The following is a 20582-nucleotide window of genomic DNA, read 5'->3' on the forward strand; positions in this document are numbered from 1 at the left end:
CCTGTCTCATAGGGCCGGATTCCAGCAACGCACCGACCGTCCGCCCGAGAGAAGCGTCGGCTCCGGGGCGACCAGACATTCCGGCGTCGCCTTTTCGCACCGCTCACGGAAGGCGCAGCCCTGCGGCAGGTTGAGCAGGGACGGCGTCATGCCCTTGATCTGGTGAAGCCTGCGACCGCGCGTGGCAGGGGAGGGAACGGAATCGATCAGGCCCTTGGTATAGGGGTGCAAGGGCCTCTCGATGACATCGGAAGTCCTGCCCGTCTCGACGATGCGGCCGGCATACATGACCGCGATCCTGTCGGCGAGACCGGCAACCACGGCGAGGTCATGGGTGATCCAGATGAGCGCCGTGCCGGTCTGGCGGCAGAGCTTCTTCACCTCGTGGATGATCTGTCCCTGGATCGAAACGTCGAGCGCGGTCGTCGGCTCGTCAGCGATGATGAGCTTCGGCCTGTTGATGAGCGCAATCGCGATGGCGATACGCTGCCGCATGCCGCCGGAAAGCTCGTACGGATAGGCCCTCAGGCGTTCATCCGCAGACGGGATACCGACCTGAACCAGCGCGCCCCTCGCCCGCTGCCGGGCCTCGTTGGTGCCGACGTTTTCATGCGCCTGGACGGTCTCGATCATCTGCGTATCGATGCGCAGCACCGGATTGAGCGTCATCGACGGGTCCTGGAAGATCATCGCGATGTCGTTGCCGCGTAGCTGACGGCGCGCTTCCTCGCCCATCGACACGAGATCGCGGCCGTCATAGGTAATGCTGCCGTCCGCGATGCGGCCGGGCGGATCGATGAGGCCGAGGATCGAAAAGCCAGTGATCGACTTGCCGGAACCGGACTCGCCGACGAGGCCAAGAATTTCGCCGCGGCCGAGTTCGATGTCGACGCCGTCCACTGCCTTGACGATGCCGGCGCGTGTCGCAAAATGTGTCTTCAGACCCTTGATCGACAGCAGAGGCTCACGCTCCGCCGCGGTCGCTGCTTTCGAGGTGCCGATATCCATCATTGGGCGTTCCTCGGGTTCAGGACGTCGCGAAGATGATCGCCGACGAGGTTGATGCCGATGATGGCGAGCGCCAGCGCAATGCCGGGGAAGACCGAAATCCAGTAATGGCCGGACAGCATGAACTCGAAGCCGTTGGCGATCAGCATGCCGAGCGACGGCTGGGTGACCGGAACGCCGACGCCGAGGAAGGAAAGCGTTGCTTCCAGCGCAATCGCGTGAGCAAGATCGATGGTCGCGATGACGATCAGCGGCGGCAGACAGTTCGGCAGGAGATGGCAGAAGATGATCCGCCGCCAGCCGAGGGAAAGACAGCGGGCCGCGAGTATGTATTCGCGATTGCGCTCCACAAGCGCCGTGCCCCTCGCCGTGCGGGCAAAATACGCCCATTGCACGATGATCAGCGCGATAATGACCTTGTCCAGCCCTTGGCCCAGGATGGAGAGCATGATGAGCGCCACGAGGATGGCCGGAAACGATAGCTGGATATCGACGATGCGCATCAGCAGTGCGTCGAGCCAGCCGCCGAAATAGGCGGCGCAGAGGCCGACCGTCGCGCCGATCAGCAGCGAGACCGAGACAGACACGAAGGCGACAAGCAGGCTCGTGCGCATGCCGTAGAGCACTGCGGACAGGACGTCGCGCGCCTGGCTGTCGGTGCCGAGCCAGTAGGTCATACCGCTCGTTTCCGCGACGCTGCCGGGCGGCAACTGGGAATCCAGGATATCGAGGGCGCCGATGTCGTAAGGGTTCTGCGGCGCGATCCACGGCGCCGTGATGGCCGGAATGGCGAGGAGAAGCATGAGGACGAGACCGGCGAGCGCCAGCCGGTTTTCGGCGAACTGCGCCAGGAAACGGCGGAAGGGAGATTCTTCCGCGGGAATCGTCTGAGAAACTGTCATGGGCGTGCTCATCAGTGGCGCACCTTTTCCCGGGCGCTCGGATCAATGGCCATGTAGAGGATGTCGATCACGAGGTTCAGGATCACGAGGAAGAAGACCATCATGATGAGGTAGGCGACGACGACCGGACGATCGAGAGTGATGATCGAGTCGATCAGGAGCTTGCCCATGCCCGGCCAGGAGAAGACACTTTCCGTCACCACCGCAAAGGCAATCGCCTGCCCGAATTCGAGGCCTGCAACGGTGACGATCGGGATCAGGATGTTCTTGAGAAGGTGGACCTTCAATATCCGCGACGGGCGCAGGCCCTTGGCGCGGGCGAACTTGATATAGTCCATCGGAAGGACTTCACGCGTGGCGGCGCGGGTGACGCGGATGATCAGCGCTGCCTTGGCCATGCCGAGCGTCAGCGCCGGCAGGGCGAGATGCTGCCATCCATCGAGCGTGAAGATGCTGAGAGAGATGCCGCCGATATTGACCGTCTCGCCGCGTGCCGATGCCGGCAGGATGCCGAGATAAACGGCAAACAGCATGATCAGCATCAGGCCGATCCAGAAGTTCGGCAGGCTGAAACCAAGGATGGAGCCGGTCATGATCGCCTTGCTGGACGGCGCCTTGGGGCGAAGCCCGGCCAGGATTCCCAACGGAACACCGACGACCAGAGCGAAGGTCATGGCGACGACTACGAGTTCGACGGTCGCGGGCATGCGCTCGACGATCAGCTGCAGTGCCGGCTGCCCGGTCAGGAAGCTGCGGCCGAAATCGCCATGCGCGGCATTGCCGAGGAAGGTCAGGTACTGGACCCAGATGGATTGATCGAGACCCAGCGCCTCGCGCAATGCCTGGCGTTCGACCTCGGTCGCCTCGGGGCTGACGAGCATCGAGGTGGGATCGCCGATGAGATAGAGCCCGACGAAAACAAGCACCGACATGACAAGGATCACGCCAATCGCCTGAAACAGCCGGTTGATGATGAAAACGGGCACCTGCCTGTCCTTCTTATCTGGCACCCGGCCCGCTGGCTTCACGCTGGCGGGCCGGAAATCGCGTCACTTCGCGGACGTCACGTCCTGCGGCAGCGTATATTGATCGGCGCGAGCGGCGTAGGTCAGTCCCTTGCGCAGCGCCCAGACCGGCACTTCGAAGTGAACCGGAATGATACCGTAATCGGACAGCACCATGTCGTCGGCCTTCTGGAGAAGCTGCTCACGGGTCTTGTCGTCCATCGTCGCGGATGCCTTGTCGAGCAGCGCGTCAAGTTCAGGATTCGAGTAACGTCCACCGTTCGAGGTACCGGAGCCTTTCGACGGTTCGCGGGTGCCGACCAGCGACCGCAGGGTCGTAGACATCTCACCCGTGGAATTGCCCCAGGCGGCGAGATAGGCGCTGTATTCGAAGTTGTCGCGGCTCTTGAAGAAGACCGGCGATGCGGCGGCGGCGACCTCGGCCTTGACGCCGGCGCGCGTCCACATCGCGGCAATCGTCTGTGTCACGCGCACGTCGTTGACATAACGGCCGTTCGGTGTGCCGATGGTGATCTGGAAGCCGTTGGGATAACCGGCTTCGGCGAGCAGGGCCTTGGCCTTGGCCGTATCGACCGCGGGGGCGGCCTGACGTGCCTTGACCGCACCGAACATCGGCTCCGGCAGGAGGTCGCCGGTGGCAACCGCAACGCCGCCCATGACACGCTCGGCGATTGCCTTGCGATCGATCGCCAGCGAGAGCGCCTGACGCACACGCCTGTCCATCAGCGGATTCTTGTTGCCCTGGCCGGGAATGCCGGGGCTCGGCTCGCCCTTCTGGTCAAGAGCGATGTAGACGATGCGCGTGCCCGGCGCTTCGGCCACCGAAAGCTTGGAATTCGTCTTGAACTGCTCAAGGTCCGTGGTCGGCGGATCTTCCATCATGTCGATGTCACCCGACAGCAGAGCCGCGGCGCGGGCGGCGGGATTGGTCATCGGACGGTAGATCACCTTGTCCCATTCGGCCGGCTTGCCCCAATAGTTCGGGTTGCGCTCCAGAACGAGATCGGCGCCCTTCTGCCAGGATACGAACTTGAACGGACCAGTGCCGACAAGACCTTCACCGCGGTTGAGTTCGACCGTGGTCTTGCCTTCCGGAGCCGAACCGGACGCGGCGGCCTTCGACATGATCGGCAGGTTTGCAAGGTCGGTGATCAACAGCGGATAGGGCTGCCTGGTGGTGATGCGTACGGTATGGGCATCGGCAGCCTCGACCTTGGCGATCTGGCGGGTGAACAGCGTGAAAGCCGTGGGGCTGTTCGGAACTTTCGGGATGCGGTCGAAGGTGAACACGACATCGTCGGCGGTCAGCGGCGAGCCGTCCGAGAACTTGGCGTCCCTGCGCAGCGCGAATTCCCAGACCGTGTCGCTCATGGCCTTCCAGCTTTCCGCCAGGGCGGGCTGCGGCATCAGCTTCGAATCCATCATCACGAGCGGATCGAACATCGCGAACGTGACCTGCATGTTCGGCACGAGAACGTGGAACTGCGGGTCGAGCGAGGACGGTTCCGACTTGACGCCGACCTTGAGGTCGGCCGCCGAAAGCGGCGACACGCCGAGCAGGATCAGGGTAGCCGAAGCGGCCAGCCGGGTTTTGACGAAATTCATAAGTTCACTCCATTTTTGTCTTCGCTTATATGCTTTTTCGAAGACGTTCCCTTTTTGACCGATTGGTCCGAACGGACCGGTTCGTGGATGCGAAGGTTCCTTTCGATCGACGCCATGACCCCGCCGACGTCGTCTGTCGTTCCAAGCGACCGGGCGAACTGGAAAAGCGGTTCGGCAACGGCCTCATGGCCGCTCCAGGCGCAGCAGGTCCGGAACTTCGCGAGCAGATCGTCATAGCTCAGCGGATTTTCCGGCGATCCTTTCGGATGGCTCACCGAAGCTTCCATGACCAAGCCGTCCTTCAGGTAAATTCTTGTGGTGGCTTCAAAATTCGCGCCGTCGACCATCAGGGCGTTGTCGTAGGCGATCAGCCGGATGCGGGGCAGCCAGGCCGCAATCCGCTCATCACGGACGCTTCCCGAAGTGAAGTGCCCAAGTTCTACGCTGCCGTCGAGAAGCATTCGCGCCAGGCAGTAGGTGCCGCTGAAACGGGCTTCCATCTCGTCGGCGGGACAATCGAAGCGCAGGTTGCGCCTTGCCATTTCCGGCAACGACGCCTCGATCCTGTCGATCGCCTCCAGCGAGAGGTCTGTTTCCTTGAGCAGGATTTCCAGGGCATCGATGCTGCGATGCGCCGCGCCGCAGCAGGGAAACCGCTTTGCGAGCAGGCCGCTCGTTTCGATTTCGAGCGTCTCCCCCAGTCCCTCGGTCATGATCTGGGGATCGGCATCGCCCGCGCCGGTCAGCGATGCGAACCCCCAGTCACCGGAGAACGGATCGTCATTGGCGCCGACGCCCGCCAGGGCGAAACGTGCTGCGAGAACGGCATTCTTGGCGGCAAGCCCGGCATGGACCGGCTTCATCATCGAGCCGAATTGCAGCTTGGAGCCGCCGGCCATGCTGGTTGCCGCACTCATGGCGGACAATATCTGACCGGGAGAAGCGCCAAGCAGCCGGGCGCAGGCGCCGGCGGTTCCGATTGTGCCGATGGTCGAGGTGGAATGCCAGCCGCGCTGATAGTGTGCGGGCTGCATGAGATGACCGATGCGGCCCTGCAGCTCCAGCCCGACGACGAAGGCATCAACAAGCGCGGCTCCATCGACCTTCCGGTCATTCGCCAGCGCCAGGAGCGCGGGAGCAAGAACTGCCGTCGCATGGGTAAAGGCGGGGGCAAAATTGTCGTCGAAATCCAGCGCATGCGCCGCAGTGCCATTGATCAGCGCGGCCCAGGGAGCGGCAAACCCGTGCGGTGCGCCGAACGCAAGCGACGCACCTTCGCCGCATCCAGCCAAAGATTTCACGACGGAAGCGGTCGAGGCATCGTGCATGCCGGCGATCATTGTCGCAAGGATATCCGTCAGCGCATCTCCGGCGCGTCCGCGAGAAATCGGGCCGAAGCCAGACGCGGTAGCGGCCCATTCGCACAGGGTACGAAATGCCGGAATGGGTTCACGGCCCGGGTCATGGGCCCTGTGTGAGGTAGCTGCGTTCATCGTCGTTCCCGTCCGGCATTGTTGCCGTGTTGTTGGGCGTGATGATGGGCAAAGGCAGGGAGGCGGGCAAGAAACTAACTGGCCTTTTATGATGAATAATAGTTATAATAAGAGATTGCCGCTTGGCAGAAACCTTGCAAATTGCATACCATTGTCGTCGATTGACATCACGTCCATAACAAAAAGGCATTTTGTTGCCGTGAGTTGCCGGCACGCCGGACTGGAGCGATCGTGGATCTGAGACAGTTGAGAAATCTGGTGCTGGTGGCACGCTATTCCAGTTTTGGCGTTGCGGCCGAAAAACTGAATGTGACGCAGCCTGCACTGAGCAAGAGCATCCGCGCGCTGGAACAATCGCTAGGCGTACGTCTCCTTGACCGGGGGCAATGGGGCGTCAGGCCAACCGACTACGGCCAGCGACTGATCGAATATGGGGAACTCGTGCTGTCCCTCACGGACGAGGCCCGCAATGAACTCGATGCCATGCGGGGGGCGCGGCGCGGCCGGCTGCGCATCGGCGCGATCACCACTGCGATGCGCGAGATCGTACCGACCGCCATCAAGCGCTTCCTGAGTTCCCAGCCGGACGTCGACGTCTCCCTCAACGAGGAGTTGAGTTCGGCGCTCTATACCGCCTTGCTCAATGGTGCGATTGACATCGCCATCATGGCCCGTCCAAGGGAAATTTCAGAGGAGATTGAATTCCTTAATCTTCTCGAAATCCCTGTCGACATCGTCGCGGACCGTGATCACGAACTGGTGAAGATGCAGAAGGTCAGCCTTTCGGATCTCAACGATTATCGCTGGATCATTCCGGCGCGACCCGAGCCGGACCGGCTGGCGCTCGACGCCATGTTCGCGGCCGCTCAGCTTCCCCGCCCATTGGCCATCTGCGAAACCACGTCTTCAACTTTCCAAATGTCCATGATTGCCGGTTCAAAATGGCTGAGCTACCTGACACGCACCAGCGTCTACGTGCAGGGTAGCGATGCTCAGTTTGTGGCATTGAAGCTCGACAGCCGCACCTGGACCCGCAACATCGGAATCGCTTACCGGCGGCGCAGCGTGCTGCGGCCGGTGGTGACGTCTTTTGTCAAAGAGATGGAAGCTCTCTGTCTCAGCAGATCGCCTCAGTACTCATGACATTTTGCACCTGAACCATAGGCTCGCGTCGGAAACATCTTGTGGGCGTCAAACATGTCCTCGGGCGGCAATCCCGTCGGGTTGGTATCATCCGGCCACCACAAGGCCGACTGCCACTGTGTCCGCGACTAGAAACTGCTTCTTTCGGAAAGGTGCCGCAGCAAATTGCCACCGGTCCTGGCAATATGAAGGCGAAGCTTTTCGCAGGCGTAATCGACATCTCGGGCAACGGCGCCCTGGGCGATTTCGCTGTGCTCGTGGTTGACGTTGCGGTCGCCGGACGTTTGCTCCAGAAAGATTCGCCTGTAACGGTCATTCAGATTGAGCAACATCGTGCAGAAATTGATCAGAAGAGGTTTTCTGCAGCCCGAAATAAGGGTCAGGTGAAACTCCTGATGCAGAGCTTCCCAGATCTCGAAGGTCTTGGGTCTTGCCGCGTCACGTTCCGCCCGATTGAGCCGGTGCAGCGCCCGCATGACATTGCCTTCCCATTCGGCCGTTCCTACCCGGATCGACTCGCGAAGGGCATAGGTTTCCATCTCCTCGCGCAGGCTTGTAATCTCGGCGAGGTTTTCCAGCGAAACCGCTGAAACCCTGTAGCCGCGATTGTCCTCAAATTCGACAAGCCCGTCCGGGATCAGACGGGCAAGCGCCTCACGAAGCGGGCTGAGGCTGACGCTGAACATCTCCCTGGTTCTGTCGAGGTTGATCTTGCTGCCGGCGGGCAGTTCTCCCGAGACGATCGCCTCGCGAAGGCGGGCGGCAAGCTGGCTTCCGATCGTGATCTTACCATTGTCCACGAAAGGCGCGCTTGCGTCGTCTGCCGGTGCGTCCGAGCGGTCTGCATTGTTCTCGTTTGCATTGATCGATATCTTCATATCGTCTTTTCCCGATGAATGCCCTTGCATCCCAAGCAGCGTTGCCGAAGCAACTCCCGAAGCGCAAAAGCAGATCTGGTTCCTGTGCTCGAACTGCCATTCAGGTTAGCCGTCCGTATCCCCTCCGGCCCGGAAGCCGCGTCGACTTCCATCAACCGGCAAGCCTCGTCGTCCACTCTATAGTCTCGCGCAGCAAACCACCAAACGGGTAGAAACGCAGATAGACGTTTCCGCAAGCGGAAGGTTCCAGCCACACCGCCAACCCGGTCACAATCATGTCCGGATCGGCATCTGAAAGCAGCCGTGTAATCGACATGCCCTATTCTGTCACCACCTTCACATTCGCACCGACCACCGGATATCCATAGAAGCCTATCCGGGAGTTGCAGAGCAATTCCACCGGATTGCCACAGGCATTCAGAACATCTTGCAGACTTTTCATGGCCATTCCCTCCCTTTCGATAGTGTAAATCGCCGGCCTGCGCGCCACGTCAGAACCCCTTTCCTTCTGGGATGGAGACCTTGACGCCGGACATTCCGTTCCTGTTCAGCATTTCCCTGATCCGGCCGGAAACTTGCATCTCCCGCAAGATAACGTGCAGGCGGCCTGCATCCGCCTGCCGTCCGGGCGGCACCGCAATAGCCTGGGGGATTTCCATGAAGGCATCGGGCAACACGTAGAATCCGGAATGCCTTTCGGCGAACGCCTCCAGCGACTGCCGGACACCCGCCACCGCATCCAGCGCACCTGCCGTGAACGCTTCCAGCACCGCGCCGGGCGTCGGAAACCTGACCAGTTCGGCCGTTGCCAGGCTGCGCGTGAGGAACAGATCGTAGGCGGCGTTCAGTGCCACACCTATCCGCACTCCCGGCCTGTCGAGATCGGCAAGGCATGCGAAGGGCGCTGCATCGCGGGTCACGAAAGTGCCTTCGATAACCAGGTAGGGAGGAGAAAAAATCGCCTTGCCGGTCCGCTCCGGTTCGATTGCCAGAAAGGCCAGATCCCATTCGTCGCATTCAAGCGCGGCGAAGACTTGTCCCGCACTCACGTAAGGGATCAGATCGATGCGGCGCCCGAGACGCTTGCCGAACGCATGGGCGATCTCGACCGACGCACCCTCAAGACAACCCGCCGCATTTCTGCGCGCCAGCACCGGATTGGCGGTGTTGATCGCGACACGAAGGACACCGGTCTCGGGCGGTTCGGACGCTATGGGATCGGCAGCATCGGAAGACATACGCAGGCTCCTCACGACAAGGGGCCGCCCGATGTTTCGGGCCTGAAGCGTTCCAGTATCTTCTCGGAGGTCCGCGCCAATATGCCGACATCGATAGCGACGGCCGTGAAGGTGCTGCCGAGCGCAATGCATCGCCCGGCGAAGTCCGGATCGGCGGTGAGGATGCCCGCCGGCTTGCCGCAGCGCCTTATGCGCAGGATCGCATTCTCCACGGCTTCGACGACATCGGGATGGTTCAATTCTCCCGCATGGCCAAGACTCGCCGCAAGATCGCCCGGTCCGACGAAGATTCCGTCGACCCCCTCGACTGCGGCGATCTCTTCGATCCGCTCGATCGCCTCGCCAGTCTCGACCTGGACCAGCAGGCAGATTTCCTCGGACGCACGCGCCGCATAGCCCTTCACTCTTCCGAAGCGGGTGGCCCGCGTCAGTCCCGAAACACCGCGGATGCCGACGGGCGGATAACGGGTCGCCGCGACGGCCTGGCGGGCCTCCTCCGCGCTCTGCACATAGGGGATCAGAAGCGTCTGCGCGCCGATATCAAGAAAACGCTTGATCAGCACGGCATCGTTGCTCGCCGGCCGCACGACGGCCGATGTCGGGTAAGGCGCGACGGCCTGCAACTGCCCGAGCACCGTTAGGGGATCGCCCGGCGAATGCTCGGTATCGAACAGCAGCCAGTCGTAGCCCGAACCGGCGACGGCCTCCGCGACATATCCTCCGGGAAGGCTGCACCACAGGCCGATCTGCTGCCGGCCTTCCTGAAGCGCGCGCTTGAACGCATTTTTCGGCATCATCACGGCCATCCTCAAACGAACGAAACACCGATTGCGCCCAACGGACCATAGTCCGCGTGGATGACGTCACCCCTGGCGATATCGACCGGACGGGTGAATGAGCCCCCAAGGACGATCTGCCCCCGTTTCAGCTTCGCTCCCACGGCATGCAGCTTGTTGACCAGCCAGGCGATGCCGGCCGCCGGGTGCCCCATGACGGCGGCGGACACGCCCGATTCCTCGATAGTGCCGTTCTTGGAGAGGGTTGCGCCGATCCACCGGAGGTCGGCATCCATGGGGCGGATCGTGCGTCCGCCGACGACGATGGCGCCGAAAGCGGCATTGTCCGCGATCGTGTCGACGATCGCGCGCGGCACCTCCGTCCGATAATCGATGATCTCCAGCGCAGGCTGCACGAACTCCGTCGCACGCAGGACGTCGTAGACGCGAACGCCCGGGCCTTCGAGATCCTCTCCCATGATGAAGGCGATCTCCACCTCAAGACGCGGCTTCAGGAACAGGTCCGACTGTATCCTCGCACCATCATTATACAGGGCGTCGTCCAGGATGCGGCCGTAATCCGGCTCGGTCATCTTCGACGCCATCTGCATCGCCCGCGACGTCAGGCCGATCTTGTGACCGATCATCCGGGCGCCCTTCGCGATACGCGCCTCCGCCCACAGATCCTGAACACGGTAGGCATCCTCGATTTCCATATGCGGAAACGTCACGCTGAGCTGGGGGATTGGAACCCTTTCGCTCTCAGCCTTCAGAATGTCCCCGGCCGCCCGGCCGCACTCTTCCTCGGTCAACATCTTTGTCTCCCCTTCCCGAATGAATCTGCTGCAAGCAGTATCGCTATTTGATGGGCGGACGCGGCAGAACCGCTTCGCCGGGTTCCATGACATACGTGTAATCGAGCGAATGCCACGGCACTGTCGCATCGGTTTCCGCGGGGTGCGGCTCGTCATGACGGACGAAATCGACAAGCAGCGCTCTCGTGACGCCGAACTGCACATCGGTGTCGATATGTGGATCGGATGAGTCATACACCTGCGAAATCAGAACCTTGAAGCCTGGCTTGAAGATCAGGGCGTGCAGGTGAGCCGGCCGGAAAGGATGGCGGTCCTGCGCCCGAAGGAGCCGTCCCACGACCGTATCGGTGGGAATGGGATAACCGATCATTTTCACACTACGGAACCAGAACCGGCCATCGTCATCGGTGATGAACTTGCCGCGCAGGTTCATCTCCGCCTGCTCGGGGTCCTGGTTTTCGTAGAGGCCAACCGGTGAGGCATGCCACACATCGACCTCGGCGCTGGCGACCGGATTGCCGCCTCCATCGACGACCCGGGCGTTGACGAACAAGGATTCGCCCGGCGTTTCCGATCGGACAATCGAGCCGCCATTGGCCACACGCGGTGAATTAAGCCGCCAGAACGGACCGAGAAGGGATTGCGATGTTTCGGTATTGCCGTGATCGCCGTTGTTGAGAAGGCACACCAGCGAGGAGGCTCCGAGCGAGCCGGCCATCAGCACCATCTCGTTATGGGTGTCGCTCGTGAGTTTGCCCATTTCATTCAGGATCGCCGTCGCGTCGCGAAACTCCGCCTCCGTCAGCCTCACATCGCAGATGAAACCGTGAAGATGCCTGATCAGCGATACCATGATTTCGCGAAGCCGCACGTCGCGCGTCTGTTCCATGACTTTCAGGGCAGCGGGCGTTATGTCCCGATAACTGCTGATGACCATACAAACCTCCCTGATCGATCGCGACTGGTCTGAATTATAATCGATTATTTGTCAACGAGGCATTGAAGTAATTTGGAATGCCCGGTCGGCGATCTCCCCTAAAGCACATCGAAAAACGATAAAAATGGCGAATTTTGAGCAGGAATTGCCAGAAATATGATAATCTCAACTAGATTCGCTTATATGGCGCCACCATAACACACACGCATCTTGACATTAATAATCGTTTATTTTAGATCAGGCATCATTCCTGCCATCGCCCATCCAGGGCTTGCGACGGGTAGCTGATTTGCATGCCGCCTCAGGCGGGCTTCTCTCGTGCCAGGAATTACGCAGCAGCGGAGGAGGCTGCGGATCGAGCGCCCGGGAAAGGATGAGATCACATAGCCGCTAAACGAACCTTTCCATGCCGCCCGCCGATCGGAGCGGATGCGTGGAATGGCGCGGTTTCGATACGACGATATTTTCTGGCTTGATTTGCTTGGGAGGAGCGAAATGAAGCGTCGAATTTTCCTGCAGCTGGGTCTGGTTACACTCGCCTGCGCCAGCGTTGGCATGCCCGCATGGGCTCAAGACGAAATCAAGATCGGCTTGATCCTGCCGATGACGGGGACTTACACGACAACCGGACGGCAGATCGAGGCCGCCGTCAAGCTCTATATGGCGGAGCACGGCGATGTCGTGGCAGGTAAAAAGATCGAGCTTATCGTCAAGGATGACACGGGGGTTGCCGATGTCGCCAAGCGTGTCGCGCAGGAGCTCATCGTCAACGACAAGATCACCGTCATGGCCGGTTTCGGCACGACGCCATTGCCTCTCGCGGTAGCGCCGCTTGCGACGCGGGCGAAGATTCCGGCCGTGGTGATGGGCGCGGCGACGTCAAGCGTTACGGAAGCGTCCCCCTTTATCGCGCGAACCAGCACCACGCTTCCGCAGAGCGCCGTTGCGATGGCGGAATGGTCCGCGAAGAACGGCTTAAAGAAGATCGTAACGCTCGTGTCGGATTTCGCCCCGGGGGTCGACGCGGAGAAGGCCTTTTCCGGCGCCTTCGTCGCGCAGGGCGGCACAGTCGAGAACCTGCGGGTGCCGGCTGCCAATCCCGATTACTCGCCCTTCCTTCAGAAAGTGGCCGACATCAAGCCCGATGCGCTTTTCGTGTTCGTGCCGTCCGGCATCGGCGCGCAGTTCATGAAGCAGTTCGTCGAACGCGGCCTCGACAAGAGCGGCATCCAGCTCATCGGCACCGGCGATGTGACGGACGACGATCTGCTCAACGGCATGGGTGATGTCGCACTCAACGTCGTCACGGCACATTACTACTCGGCGGATCACGACAGCCCGGAAAACAAGGCCTTCGTGGCTGCCTTCAAGAAGGCCAACGGAGGCCGGAGGCCGAACTTCATGGCCGTGGGCGGCTATGACGGCATGCATCTTGTCTATGAGGCTCTCAAGAAAACCAATGGCGAAGGGGGCGAAGCGCTGATCGAGGCCATGAAGGGCATGAATTGGGTCAGTCCACGCGGTCCGATGTCAATCGACGCGGAGACGCGGGACGTCATACACAACATCTACATCCGCAAGGTGGAGAGGAAGGATGGCGAGCTTTACAACGTCGAGTTCGACACCATCCCGAACGTCAAGGACCCGGTGAAGGCGGCCAAGTCGAAGTAACAGGTCGATCCTGCAGGCCGTCATTTTGTGCGTGCAACAGCTTCGGAGGTAAAATGCTTACGATAGTCTTCGACGGCATCGCATACGGCATGCTCTTGTTCGTGCTGGCGTGCGGCCTCTCCGTCACCCTGGGCCTGATGAATCTCATCAATCTGGCTCATGGGGCCTTCGCCATGGCCGGCGGATATGTGACGGCTATTCTGATGAACTCCTATGGCCTGCCGTTCATGGCGACGCTGCCGTTCGCGTTCGTCTTGCCGGCTGTTGTCGGCCTTGCCCTTGAGCGTAGCCTCTACAAGCGCCTCTATAACCGCAGTCATTTGGATCAGGTCCTGTTCTCGATCGGTCTGGTTTTCATGGCGATCGCCGCGGTCGACTACACCATGGGCTCCCAGCAGCAGATCATTCACCTGCCCGACTGGCTTCAGGGGCGCGTGAATGTTCTGGGCGTCCATGTCGGCCTCTATCGCAGCTTCATCGTTGTGGTCTGCGGTGTTCTCGTCATTGCCCTTCAACTGATCCTCGCCAGGACCCGTTTCGGCAGCAGATTGCGCGCCGCCGTGGACGATCCGAGGGTGGCCCAGGGGCTGGGTATCAATGTCGGCGTGATTTTCGCAACGACCTTCGCCATCGGATCGGGACTTGCCGGGCTCGGCGGGGCGCTCGGAACGGAGATCCTCGGGCTCGACCCGACATTTCCCCTGAAGTTCATGATCTACTTCCTGATCGTCGTCAGCGTCGGTGGAGCCAAAAGCATTTCCGGTCCCTTTGTCGCGTCGATCATCCTGGGCGTGGCGGACGTGGCGGCGAAATACTACGTCCCCGATGTCGGTGCCTTCGTCATCTACACCGTGATGATCGTCATGCTCGTTCTGCGTCCACAGGGACTGTTTTCCCGTGCCTGAAGCAATTCCGGCAGGAGCACGCCGGTTTTGCACTCAGACTTGCATAAAAACAAAGAGATAGAAGACCGAAAGGAAGGACATGTCATCAGACATCGTCAGCTCCGTACAGACGAAACTGGCCAGCAAGAGCCGTTGGCGCATCCCGGAAATCGCTTTCTGGCTGATTGCCGCAGGCGCCTTGATCCTGCTGCCCGAACGGCATCTCATTTTGAACGAGATTGCCATCCTGGGTCTGTTCGCCCTCTCCCTCGATCTCATTCTCGGTTACGCCGGGATCGTGTCGCTCGGACATGCCGCGTTTTTCGGGCTCGGAGCCTATATGGCTGGTCTGCTCACCATATACGGTTTCACCGATCCGCTGATCGGACTGGCGGCCTCCGCCGGAGCCGCGGCTCTCCTCGGTTTCGCGACGAGTTTCCTGATGCTTCGCGGCACCGACCTCACGAAACTGATGGTCAGCCTCGGCGTTGCGCTGGTCCTTTTCGAGATCGCCAACCAGACTGCATGGCTGACGGGGGGCGCGGACGGCCTTCAGGGTGTCAATCCCGGTCCGCTCTTCGGCGTTTTCGACTTCGATATCTTCGGCACGACAGCCTGTGTCTACAGCTTTTGCGTGACCTTCCTTCTTTTCCTGCTCGCACGCCGGATCGTGGTGTCGCCCTATGGGCTTTCCATCCGCTCCATTCGCGAAAATCCGCTTCGGGCACGCGCGATCGGCATTCCTGTCAATCACAGGCTTGTGGCAGCCTACACATTATCAGCCGCCTACGCCGGGGTCGCCGGAGCCCTGCTGGCGCAGACGACGCAGTTCGTGTCGCTCGACGTGCTGAGCTTCAACCGCTCGGCGGAGGCCCTGCTCGTGCTCGTCATCGGCGGGGCGGGTTATCTCTATGGCGGGCTGGCGGGAGCCGTCGTCCTCAAGGTTCTACAGGAAATATTCTCGGCCTGGACGCCGCAATACTGGCAATTCTGGATCGGGCTGATTCTGGTCATCATCGTCCTGATCAGGCGGGAGCGTATCAACGACGCCGCCGCGACCATGCTGTCGCGATGGAAAAGAACGGCCATCGGCAATGCATCCGACCGCGCATCCCCTTCCCGGCCGCAGACGGCCAGACCGGAGGTGTGACATGGCGACGATACTCGAAACCCGCGGCCTGTCGAAACGCTTCGGCGGCCTGATTGCCACGGATAACATCTCCTTTCGCCTGGAAGACGGCGCCCGCCACGCGCTGATCGGCCCGAACGGAGCCGGGAAAACGACCTTCATAAACCTTCTGACCGGCATACTTGCTCCCACTGCCGGCGAGATCTTGCTCGATGGAAACGCCATTACCGGCATGAGCGCCGAACGGCGGGTGCGCGCGGGCCTGGTCAGGACCTTCCAGATCAACCAGCTTTTCCCGGCCATGACCCCGCTCGAAACGCTCGGCCTTGCGGTATCGGAACGCATGGGGGGAGGACGCGACTGGTGGCGGGCGACGGGCAGCAAGACCGAAATCGTCCGCGAGATGATCGAGGTCGCGGAGCGTTTCCGCCTGATCGACGTGCTGGAGGAACCCACCTCGAAACTGCCCTATGGCAAGCAGCGCCTGCTGGAGATGGCGGTCGCCTTTGCATGCCGGCCGCGCGTGCTGCTGCTGGACGAACCGGCCGCCGGCGTGCCGGAGGCGGAACGGCACGAGCTGCTGGCAACGCTGGCCGACCTTCCGGGCGATGTTTCGGTCCTGCTGATCGAGCACGACATGGATCTCGTCTTCAGTTTCGCCGACCGGATTTCCGTTCTGGTGAATGGCGCCCTGTTCCGCGAGGGAAGCGTCGCCGAAATATCCGGCGATCCGAACGTCCGGGCCGTCTACCTTGGGGACGCGATCGATGGATGAACTTCTGCGCCTCGAACAGGTTTCGGCGGGCTACGGCGAAGCGATCGTCATCTCCGGCATCGATCTCAGCCTGCGCACCGGGTCGTCTCTGGCGGTCCTCGGGCGCAATGGCACCGGCAAGACGACCTTGCTGAACACCATTATCGGGGTCACCCGGCACAGGGGCGGCCGGATCGAACTTGCCGGACGGGACATTACCCGCATGCGTCCCGACATCCGCGCCCTCGCCGGCATCGGTTGGGTTCCGCAGGAGCGGAACATCTTCAGGTCACTGACGGTGGAGGAGAATTTGACAGCCGTGGCGCGTCCCGGACGGTGGGATGTATCGAGCGTCTACAGGCTGTTTCCCAGACTTCGCGAGCGGCGCGCGAACATGGGCAACCAACTTTCGGGCGGGGAGCAGCAAATGCTGTCGATAGCGCGCGCCCTGATGCTCAATCCGAAGCTTGTCCTGCTCGATGAGCCAACGGAGGGTCTCGCACCGATCATCGTGAACGAGGTTCTGGCCGCGATGAAGCATCTCGTGCGTAACGAAGGTATGTCGGCCATCGTGGTGGAACAACATGCACAGAAGATCCTGGGCTTCACCGACGACGCGGTCATTCTCGATCGGGGAAGCATCGTGCATTCGGCGTCTAGCCGGTCACTTGTCGAGGACCCTTCGCCGCTGGAGCATTATCTCGGCGTCGATAGCACGGCAAAGGCAAGAACCTCTGCGAACCTGTTCAAGCTGCGCCGCGTTTCAGGCGGAGAAGCGGACTGACCGTTCAGCGCCCATCGACGTAAATCCCAAAATCAAGAATCGGAGGCTTTGATCATGAACAGTACGGAGCGGCTTATGACCTTGCAGAACCTGATGGATTCGAAGGAAAATATTGCGGATTATTTCTATCACGAAACCCTGGCGCCGCACGTCAAGGACAGGGGAGGACTGACGCCCGTCCCGACCGAGTTCACGAACTGGTTCGAAGAGCAGCGCGCATGGCGGGAGAGCGCCATCCTCTTTGACCAGTCGCATCATATGCCGGAATTGTTCCTGAAAGGTCCCGATGCGTTTAGCCTGCTCAATTATATCGGCATCAACAGCTTCGAAAACTTCAGGCCCGGCAAGGCGAAGCAGTTCGTCGGATGCAATCACCAGGGTCAGATTATCGGCGAATGCGTCGTCTATTACCACGAGGATGAGAGCTTCGAGCTGATCAGCGGCATGCACCTGCTCAACTGGGTGCAATACAATATCGAAACGGGCGGATATGACGTCACCTTCGAGCGGGATCAACCGACATACATGAACCCGAACGGGAGGCGGAAATTCCGCTTCGGGATGGACGGACCGAACGCCGAGAAGATTTTCAGGGAGGTCATAGAGGAGGATGTTCCTGAAATTCCCTTCTTCAACTTCGCCAGGGCAAAAATCGCAGGCATCGACGTGCATGCGTTGCGGCATGGAATGGCGGGACACAAGGGGGTGGAACTTTCAGGACCGTACGAGCACATGGAAACCGTGCGGGCGGCCATCCTGAAGGCCGGCGAGAAATACGCGCTGCGGCGAGGCGGTACCGCCACCTATTTCAGCGCCATCGCCGAATCCGGCTGGATGCCCTATCCCTTGCCGGCCATTTACACCAGCGAGGAGCTGAGCCGCTATCGCGAGTGGCTGCCTGCCAGTTCGTGGGAGGCAAACTCGCAGCTCGGCGGAAGCTTTTATTCCGACAACCTCGAAGATTATTACGTGACGCCCTACGACATGGGCTACGACCGGATCATCAAATTCGATCACGATTTCATCGGCCGCGCAGCCCTTGAGCGGCTGAGCGGAAACCCGTCGCGCCGGACCAATGTCACACTCGTCTGGAACAAGGACGACGTGGCCACGATTTTCGCAAGCCTTGTCGGGACCGGGCCGGTCTTCAAGCATCTGAAATTGCCCATGGCCTCCTACAGCTTTCAGCAGAACGACGAAGTGCGCAATCTGAAGGGAGAACTGGTGGGACTGTCCAATTTTTGCGGATATTCCGCCAACGAAAAGGAAGTGCTGTCACTCGCCATCATCGACATCGAACATGCGCCCCCCGGGACGGAGGTGAGCGTCCTGTGGGGGGAATCGAATGGCGGGTCGCGCAAGCCGCAAGTCGAGCCCCATACCCAGATGCATGTTCGAGCAATCGTCGCGCCTGCCCCCTATGCAAAGTCGGTGCAGGCCATGAAGCGATCATCGCTTTGAAGGAGACCTTTGAATAAGAAGCCGCGTCCTGACGGTGTCGGGCAAGACGATGCCCGGGATTGTCGCAACGATATCCGGCTTTCTCGTAGCATCCACGAAACGCTAAAGACATCGCCAGAACCGGCGCTTTCCGCCTTCATAAGGGAGGAAGCAGGATATCGACGCCGCGAGCCTCCAGAGCTGCCCGGCGTTCCGGCGTCGTCGTCGTCGACGGCCAGTACCGATACGGCCTTGAACGGCAGGACGATGTAAGCGTCCGTCCTGTCGAACTTTGCGCGATGCATGGCGACAGCCATGGTATTGGAGCGCTCCGCCAAGGTCTGCGACAAATCCACCATCGCCCGTGTCGTGCCGAAAAACCCGAATTTGAAGTTGAGCGCGCTCGAGCCGATGACAGAAAGATCGAAAACCCGGTCGGAAAGCGAGCGTATCGTCTCCGTTCTCCCAGCGCGCGAGACTGTCCATTCAAGACGCCGCCCGTGACGGTAACGGAGAAGCGCGGCGAAGCGGATAAGGTCGTGGCGACATCCATCCTATTGGTGGTCACGTGCGTTGAGCGCGCTGTTGCGAGCCGTGCTCGCCTGTTCCAGATCCTGCCTGGAAACAGCCGAAGTATAGAAGCCGCCGGGACCGTTTGGGTGGCGACTTTGGTGTTTGAAGCGAAAGCGACTTGAGCGTTTCGAAGAGTTTTCGATCGTTTTCGGGCATCATGTTCATACCGCCAGTATGGGGAAGATCCCGGATGGCGCGACCGAAAACACGATCTAGGGAGTACTCAATCCTGAAATCGGACCTACTGCCGAGCGTTTCTCGCTGTGAGTTCATGCTGAATCGCGTAACTTTACACGCAACGCCGTCTCCGGCGAACGGCAGGACCGATAGCGTCTTGCGGTCGGCCGCAATGATCTGGCAGGCCCACCGCTCCGAGAGCCCATGATGGCCTTTAGATGCACGACAATGTCACGTTTGGCGGCAGGCCTAGCATTTCTCGAAGGAAGCTCGTGAAGTGTGGCCGTATCCAGGATCGTCAGCTTCCCAAATCCACCTTGACGAACTCGCCATGCTTCATTGACCGGCGTGCCGCGTCGGCCAACAGCACGGCATTGCGCCCACTGCGGAAATCGGATTCGATTTTCAGCCCTTTCGACATGGCATCGACGAAATAGTTGAATTCGTTCGTGTATATTGGGTCAGGCCGGCGCGAACTCCACGAAGACCGGCTGATGGTCCGATCCGATGGCCTCGTGCGAAACCCATGCCTTCTTCAACGAGGAACGCAGACAGGGCGTGACGAGACAATAGTCGATACGCTTCTTGTAATCCGCCAGGACTGTGGCTCCGACGGTTGGGCGATCATCGCGCGCCACATCCGGATTGCAATGAACCCATGCATCCAGGAAGCCGTCCCTGCGGGTAAGGTTTCCATATCGGGTGGAGTAATCACCGACGAGTATCTCGTAAGCGCGTGTCGTCTCGGGGTAGTTGAGATCACCCATCACGATGGCACTCACCGGCATCGGAGGAAGGGCGTCTTCGGAGGTCCAGCTGGGATCGGCATGGGCGCCTGCCAGAACCGGGCCACGCCCGGGCGCCTCATGGTGGTGCCTCAACAGCCATTCCGATTGTATCTGCGACTGGCCTGGTGACGTACTGCAGAAATGGGTCGAATAGACTCGGATCGGCCCGAGCGGCGTCGTGACCAGCGCCTCCAGCACACCCTTCTGCTGATCGAGATAGTCGAGAGATCCATATTTGGGCAGGAGGAAATTCCTGATCGACAAGATAGGATAGCGCGAAACGATCGCATTGCCGTGCTGGCGACGTTCCGTCACTCCACCCGAGGACATGGTGTCGATGTTCGGCCCCCAGGCAACGACATAGCCCGGAAACCGCTGTTTGACCATCGCGACCTGATCGTCGAAATCGGTTCGTGACCAACCCACATCGACTTCCTGAAGCGCGATGATATCCGCCTGGGAAACTTCGTCCAACGCGCGGGCGAGATCGTAGCGATCGTCCCGGCCGATGCCGTAACGGATGTTGTAGGTCGCGAGCAGCATAGTCATGTCCTGAATGTTT

20 protein-coding genes are annotated in these 20582 nt (G+C 60.5%); 7 read left to right on the forward strand and 13 right to left on the reverse strand.

Translation table 11 applies throughout. From position 1 onward, the window contains the following. Positions 1–6: 6 nt before the first annotated feature. The 5 genes from ACFFP0_RS01480 to ACFFP0_RS01500 all read right to left on the reverse strand — a co-directional run bounded on the left by ACFFP0_RS01480 (position 7) and on the right by ACFFP0_RS01500 (position 6033). The gene (locus ACFFP0_RS01480; protein ID WP_377255040.1) at positions 7–1011 is read right to left on the reverse strand and encodes an ABC transporter ATP-binding protein; all 1005 of its coding nucleotides are present in this window, start codon (positions 1009–1011) and stop codon (positions 7–9) included. Next, positions 1008–1910, reverse strand: a complete 903-nt coding sequence (locus ACFFP0_RS01485; protein ID WP_377255043.1) for an ABC transporter permease — start codon at positions 1908–1910, stop codon at positions 1008–1010. The genes ACFFP0_RS01480 and ACFFP0_RS01485 overlap by 4 nt, the downstream gene beginning before the upstream one ends. 11 nt (positions 1911–1921) lie before the next feature. Continuing rightward, positions 1922–2896: an ABC transporter permease gene (locus tag ACFFP0_RS01490; RefSeq protein ID WP_377255046.1), complete on the reverse strand. Its 975-nt coding sequence runs from the start codon at positions 2894–2896 to the stop codon at positions 1922–1924. Between the two features lie 63 nt (positions 2897–2959). Then, a complete protein-coding gene (locus ACFFP0_RS01495; protein WP_377255049.1) occupies positions 2960–4540 on the reverse strand; it encodes an ABC transporter substrate-binding protein in 1581 nt (526 codons plus the stop codon). Then, positions 4537–6033 carry an MmgE/PrpD family protein gene (locus ACFFP0_RS01500; RefSeq protein ID WP_377255052.1) on the reverse strand — a complete coding sequence of 499 codons (1497 nt, stop codon included), beginning with the start codon at positions 6031–6033 and terminating at the stop codon, positions 4537–4539. The genes ACFFP0_RS01495 and ACFFP0_RS01500 overlap by 4 nt, the downstream gene beginning before the upstream one ends. Positions 6034–6264: 231 nt before the next feature. Between ACFFP0_RS01500 and ACFFP0_RS01505 the strand changes: the two genes are divergently transcribed. After that, positions 6265–7176, forward strand: a complete 912-nt coding sequence (locus ACFFP0_RS01505) for a LysR family transcriptional regulator (protein ID WP_377255055.1) — start codon at positions 6265–6267, stop codon at positions 7174–7176. A gap of 128 nt (positions 7177–7304) precedes the next feature. Here ACFFP0_RS01505 and ACFFP0_RS01510 read toward each other — a convergent pair whose 3' ends face one another. The 7 genes from ACFFP0_RS01510 to ACFFP0_RS01540 form a co-directional block, all read right to left on the reverse strand. Further along, positions 7305–8054, reverse strand: a complete 750-nt coding sequence (locus tag ACFFP0_RS01510) for a GntR family transcriptional regulator (RefSeq protein ID WP_377255057.1) — start codon at positions 8052–8054, stop codon at positions 7305–7307. A 151-nt stretch (positions 8055–8205) separates the two neighbouring features. Next, positions 8206–8370: a hypothetical protein gene (locus tag ACFFP0_RS01515; RefSeq protein WP_377255060.1), complete on the reverse strand. Its 165-nt coding sequence runs from the start codon at positions 8368–8370 to the stop codon at positions 8206–8208. Between the two features lie 3 nt (positions 8371–8373). Next, on the reverse strand, positions 8374–8496 hold the full coding sequence (locus ACFFP0_RS01520) for a hypothetical protein (RefSeq protein WP_377255064.1): 123 nt from the start codon (positions 8494–8496) through the stop codon (positions 8374–8376). A gap of 49 nt (positions 8497–8545) precedes the next feature. Further along, positions 8546–9292, reverse strand: coding sequence for a transporter substrate-binding domain-containing protein (locus tag ACFFP0_RS01525; protein WP_377255068.1), 747 nt, complete (start codon positions 9290–9292; stop codon positions 8546–8548). Positions 9293–9303: 11 nt separating this feature from the next. Next, a complete protein-coding gene (locus tag ACFFP0_RS01530; protein WP_377255071.1) occupies positions 9304–10098 on the reverse strand; it encodes an aldolase/citrate lyase family protein in 795 nt (264 codons plus the stop codon). 2 nt (positions 10099–10100) lie between these two features. Continuing rightward, on the reverse strand, positions 10101–10883 hold the full coding sequence (gene hpaH / locus ACFFP0_RS01535; protein WP_377255074.1) for a 2-oxo-hept-4-ene-1,7-dioate hydratase: 783 nt from the start codon (positions 10881–10883) through the stop codon (positions 10101–10103). Between the two features lie 43 nt (positions 10884–10926). Continuing rightward, positions 10927–11820 (reverse strand): dioxygenase family protein, encoded by an 894-nt coding sequence (locus ACFFP0_RS01540; protein ID WP_377255077.1) that lies wholly within the window; start codon positions 11818–11820, stop codon positions 10927–10929. Positions 11821–12315: 495 nt separating this feature from the next. Here ACFFP0_RS01540 and ACFFP0_RS01545 point away from each other — a divergent pair, with 495 nt between their 5' ends. The 6 genes from ACFFP0_RS01545 (at position 12316) to ACFFP0_RS01570 (ending at position 18503) form a co-directional block, all read left to right on the forward strand. Continuing rightward, positions 12316–13491 carry an ABC transporter substrate-binding protein gene (locus ACFFP0_RS01545; RefSeq protein WP_377255080.1) on the forward strand — a complete coding sequence of 392 codons (1176 nt, stop codon included), beginning with the start codon at positions 12316–12318 and terminating at the stop codon, positions 13489–13491. A 53-nt stretch (positions 13492–13544) separates the two neighbouring features. After that, positions 13545–14396 carry a branched-chain amino acid ABC transporter permease gene (locus tag ACFFP0_RS01550; protein ID WP_377255083.1) on the forward strand — a complete coding sequence of 284 codons (852 nt, stop codon included), beginning with the start codon at positions 13545–13547 and terminating at the stop codon, positions 14394–14396. A gap of 79 nt (positions 14397–14475) precedes the next feature. Beyond that, the gene (locus tag ACFFP0_RS01555; protein ID WP_377255086.1) at positions 14476–15525 is read left to right on the forward strand and encodes a branched-chain amino acid ABC transporter permease; all 1050 of its coding nucleotides are present in this window, start codon (positions 14476–14478) and stop codon (positions 15523–15525) included. Position 15526: 1 nt separating this feature from the next. Beyond that, complete coding sequence (locus tag ACFFP0_RS01560; protein ID WP_377255089.1) at positions 15527–16279, forward strand: ABC transporter ATP-binding protein; 753 nt, start codon at positions 15527–15529, stop codon at positions 16277–16279. After that, complete coding sequence (locus ACFFP0_RS01565) at positions 16272–17042, forward strand: ABC transporter ATP-binding protein (RefSeq protein ID WP_377255092.1); 771 nt, start codon at positions 16272–16274, stop codon at positions 17040–17042. The genes ACFFP0_RS01560 and ACFFP0_RS01565 overlap by 8 nt, the downstream gene beginning before the upstream one ends. A gap of 54 nt (positions 17043–17096) precedes the next feature. Beyond that, a complete protein-coding gene (locus ACFFP0_RS01570) occupies positions 17097–18503 on the forward strand; it encodes an aminomethyl transferase family protein (protein ID WP_377255096.1) in 1407 nt (468 codons plus the stop codon). Between the two features lie 1190 nt (positions 18504–19693). Here the strand turns inward: ACFFP0_RS01570 and ACFFP0_RS01575 are convergent. Further along, positions 19694–20563: an endonuclease/exonuclease/phosphatase family protein gene (locus ACFFP0_RS01575; protein WP_377255099.1), complete on the reverse strand. Its 870-nt coding sequence runs from the start codon at positions 20561–20563 to the stop codon at positions 19694–19696. Between the last annotated feature and the right edge of the window lie 19 nt (positions 20564–20582).

Origin of the sequence: Neorhizobium puerariae, from assembly GCF_042429745.1 — a bacterium.
Taxonomy (GTDB): Bacteria; Pseudomonadota; Alphaproteobacteria; order Rhizobiales; family Rhizobiaceae; genus Neorhizobium; species Neorhizobium puerariae.

What these genes read in the sequence shown, in the direction of transcription:
- ACFFP0_RS01510 (WP_377255057.1), bottom strand. Translation starts at nt 8,054, where the DNA reads ATGAAGATATCGATCAATGCAAACGAGAACAATGCAGACCGCTCGGAC.
- ACFFP0_RS01540 (WP_377255077.1), bottom strand. Translation starts at nt 11,820, where the DNA reads ATGGTCATCAGCAGTTATCGGGACATAACGCCCGCTGCCCTGAAAGTC.
- ACFFP0_RS01545 (WP_377255080.1), top strand. Translation starts at nt 12,316, where the DNA reads ATGAAGCGTCGAATTTTCCTGCAGCTGGGTCTGGTTACACTCGCCTGC.
- ACFFP0_RS01500 (WP_377255052.1), bottom strand. Translation starts at nt 6,033, where the DNA reads ATGAACGCAGCTACCTCACACAGGGCCCATGACCCGGGCCGTGAACCC.
- ACFFP0_RS01480 (WP_377255040.1), bottom strand. Translation starts at nt 1,011, where the DNA reads ATGATGGATATCGGCACCTCGAAAGCAGCGACCGCGGCGGAGCGTGAG.
- ACFFP0_RS01570 (WP_377255096.1), top strand. Translation starts at nt 17,097, where the DNA reads ATGAACAGTACGGAGCGGCTTATGACCTTGCAGAACCTGATGGATTCG.
- ACFFP0_RS01555 (WP_377255086.1), top strand. Translation starts at nt 14,476, where the DNA reads ATGTCATCAGACATCGTCAGCTCCGTACAGACGAAACTGGCCAGCAAG.
- ACFFP0_RS01575 (WP_377255099.1), bottom strand. Translation starts at nt 20,563, where the DNA reads ATGCTGCTCGCGACCTACAACATCCGTTACGGCATCGGCCGGGACGAT.
- ACFFP0_RS01485 (WP_377255043.1), bottom strand. Translation starts at nt 1,910, where the DNA reads ATGACAGTTTCTCAGACGATTCCCGCGGAAGAATCTCCCTTCCGCCGT.
- ACFFP0_RS01495 (WP_377255049.1), bottom strand. Translation starts at nt 4,540, where the DNA reads ATGAATTTCGTCAAAACCCGGCTGGCCGCTTCGGCTACCCTGATCCTG.
- ACFFP0_RS01530 (WP_377255071.1), bottom strand. Translation starts at nt 10,098, where the DNA reads ATGGCCGTGATGATGCCGAAAAATGCGTTCAAGCGCGCGCTTCAGGAA.
- ACFFP0_RS01565 (WP_377255092.1), top strand. Translation starts at nt 16,272, where the DNA reads ATGGATGAACTTCTGCGCCTCGAACAGGTTTCGGCGGGCTACGGCGAA.
- ACFFP0_RS01560 (WP_377255089.1), top strand. Translation starts at nt 15,527, where the DNA reads ATGGCGACGATACTCGAAACCCGCGGCCTGTCGAAACGCTTCGGCGGC.
- ACFFP0_RS01515 (WP_377255060.1), bottom strand. Translation starts at nt 8,370, where the DNA reads ATGTCGATTACACGGCTGCTTTCAGATGCCGATCCGGACATGATTGTG.
- ACFFP0_RS01520 (WP_377255064.1), bottom strand. Translation starts at nt 8,496, where the DNA reads ATGAAAAGTCTGCAAGATGTTCTGAATGCCTGTGGCAATCCGGTGGAA.
- hpaH (WP_377255074.1), bottom strand. Translation starts at nt 10,883, where the DNA reads ATGTTGACCGAGGAAGAGTGCGGCCGGGCGGCCGGGGACATTCTGAAG.
- ACFFP0_RS01550 (WP_377255083.1), top strand. Translation starts at nt 13,545, where the DNA reads ATGCTTACGATAGTCTTCGACGGCATCGCATACGGCATGCTCTTGTTC.
- ACFFP0_RS01525 (WP_377255068.1), bottom strand. Translation starts at nt 9,292, where the DNA reads ATGTCTTCCGATGCTGCCGATCCCATAGCGTCCGAACCGCCCGAGACC.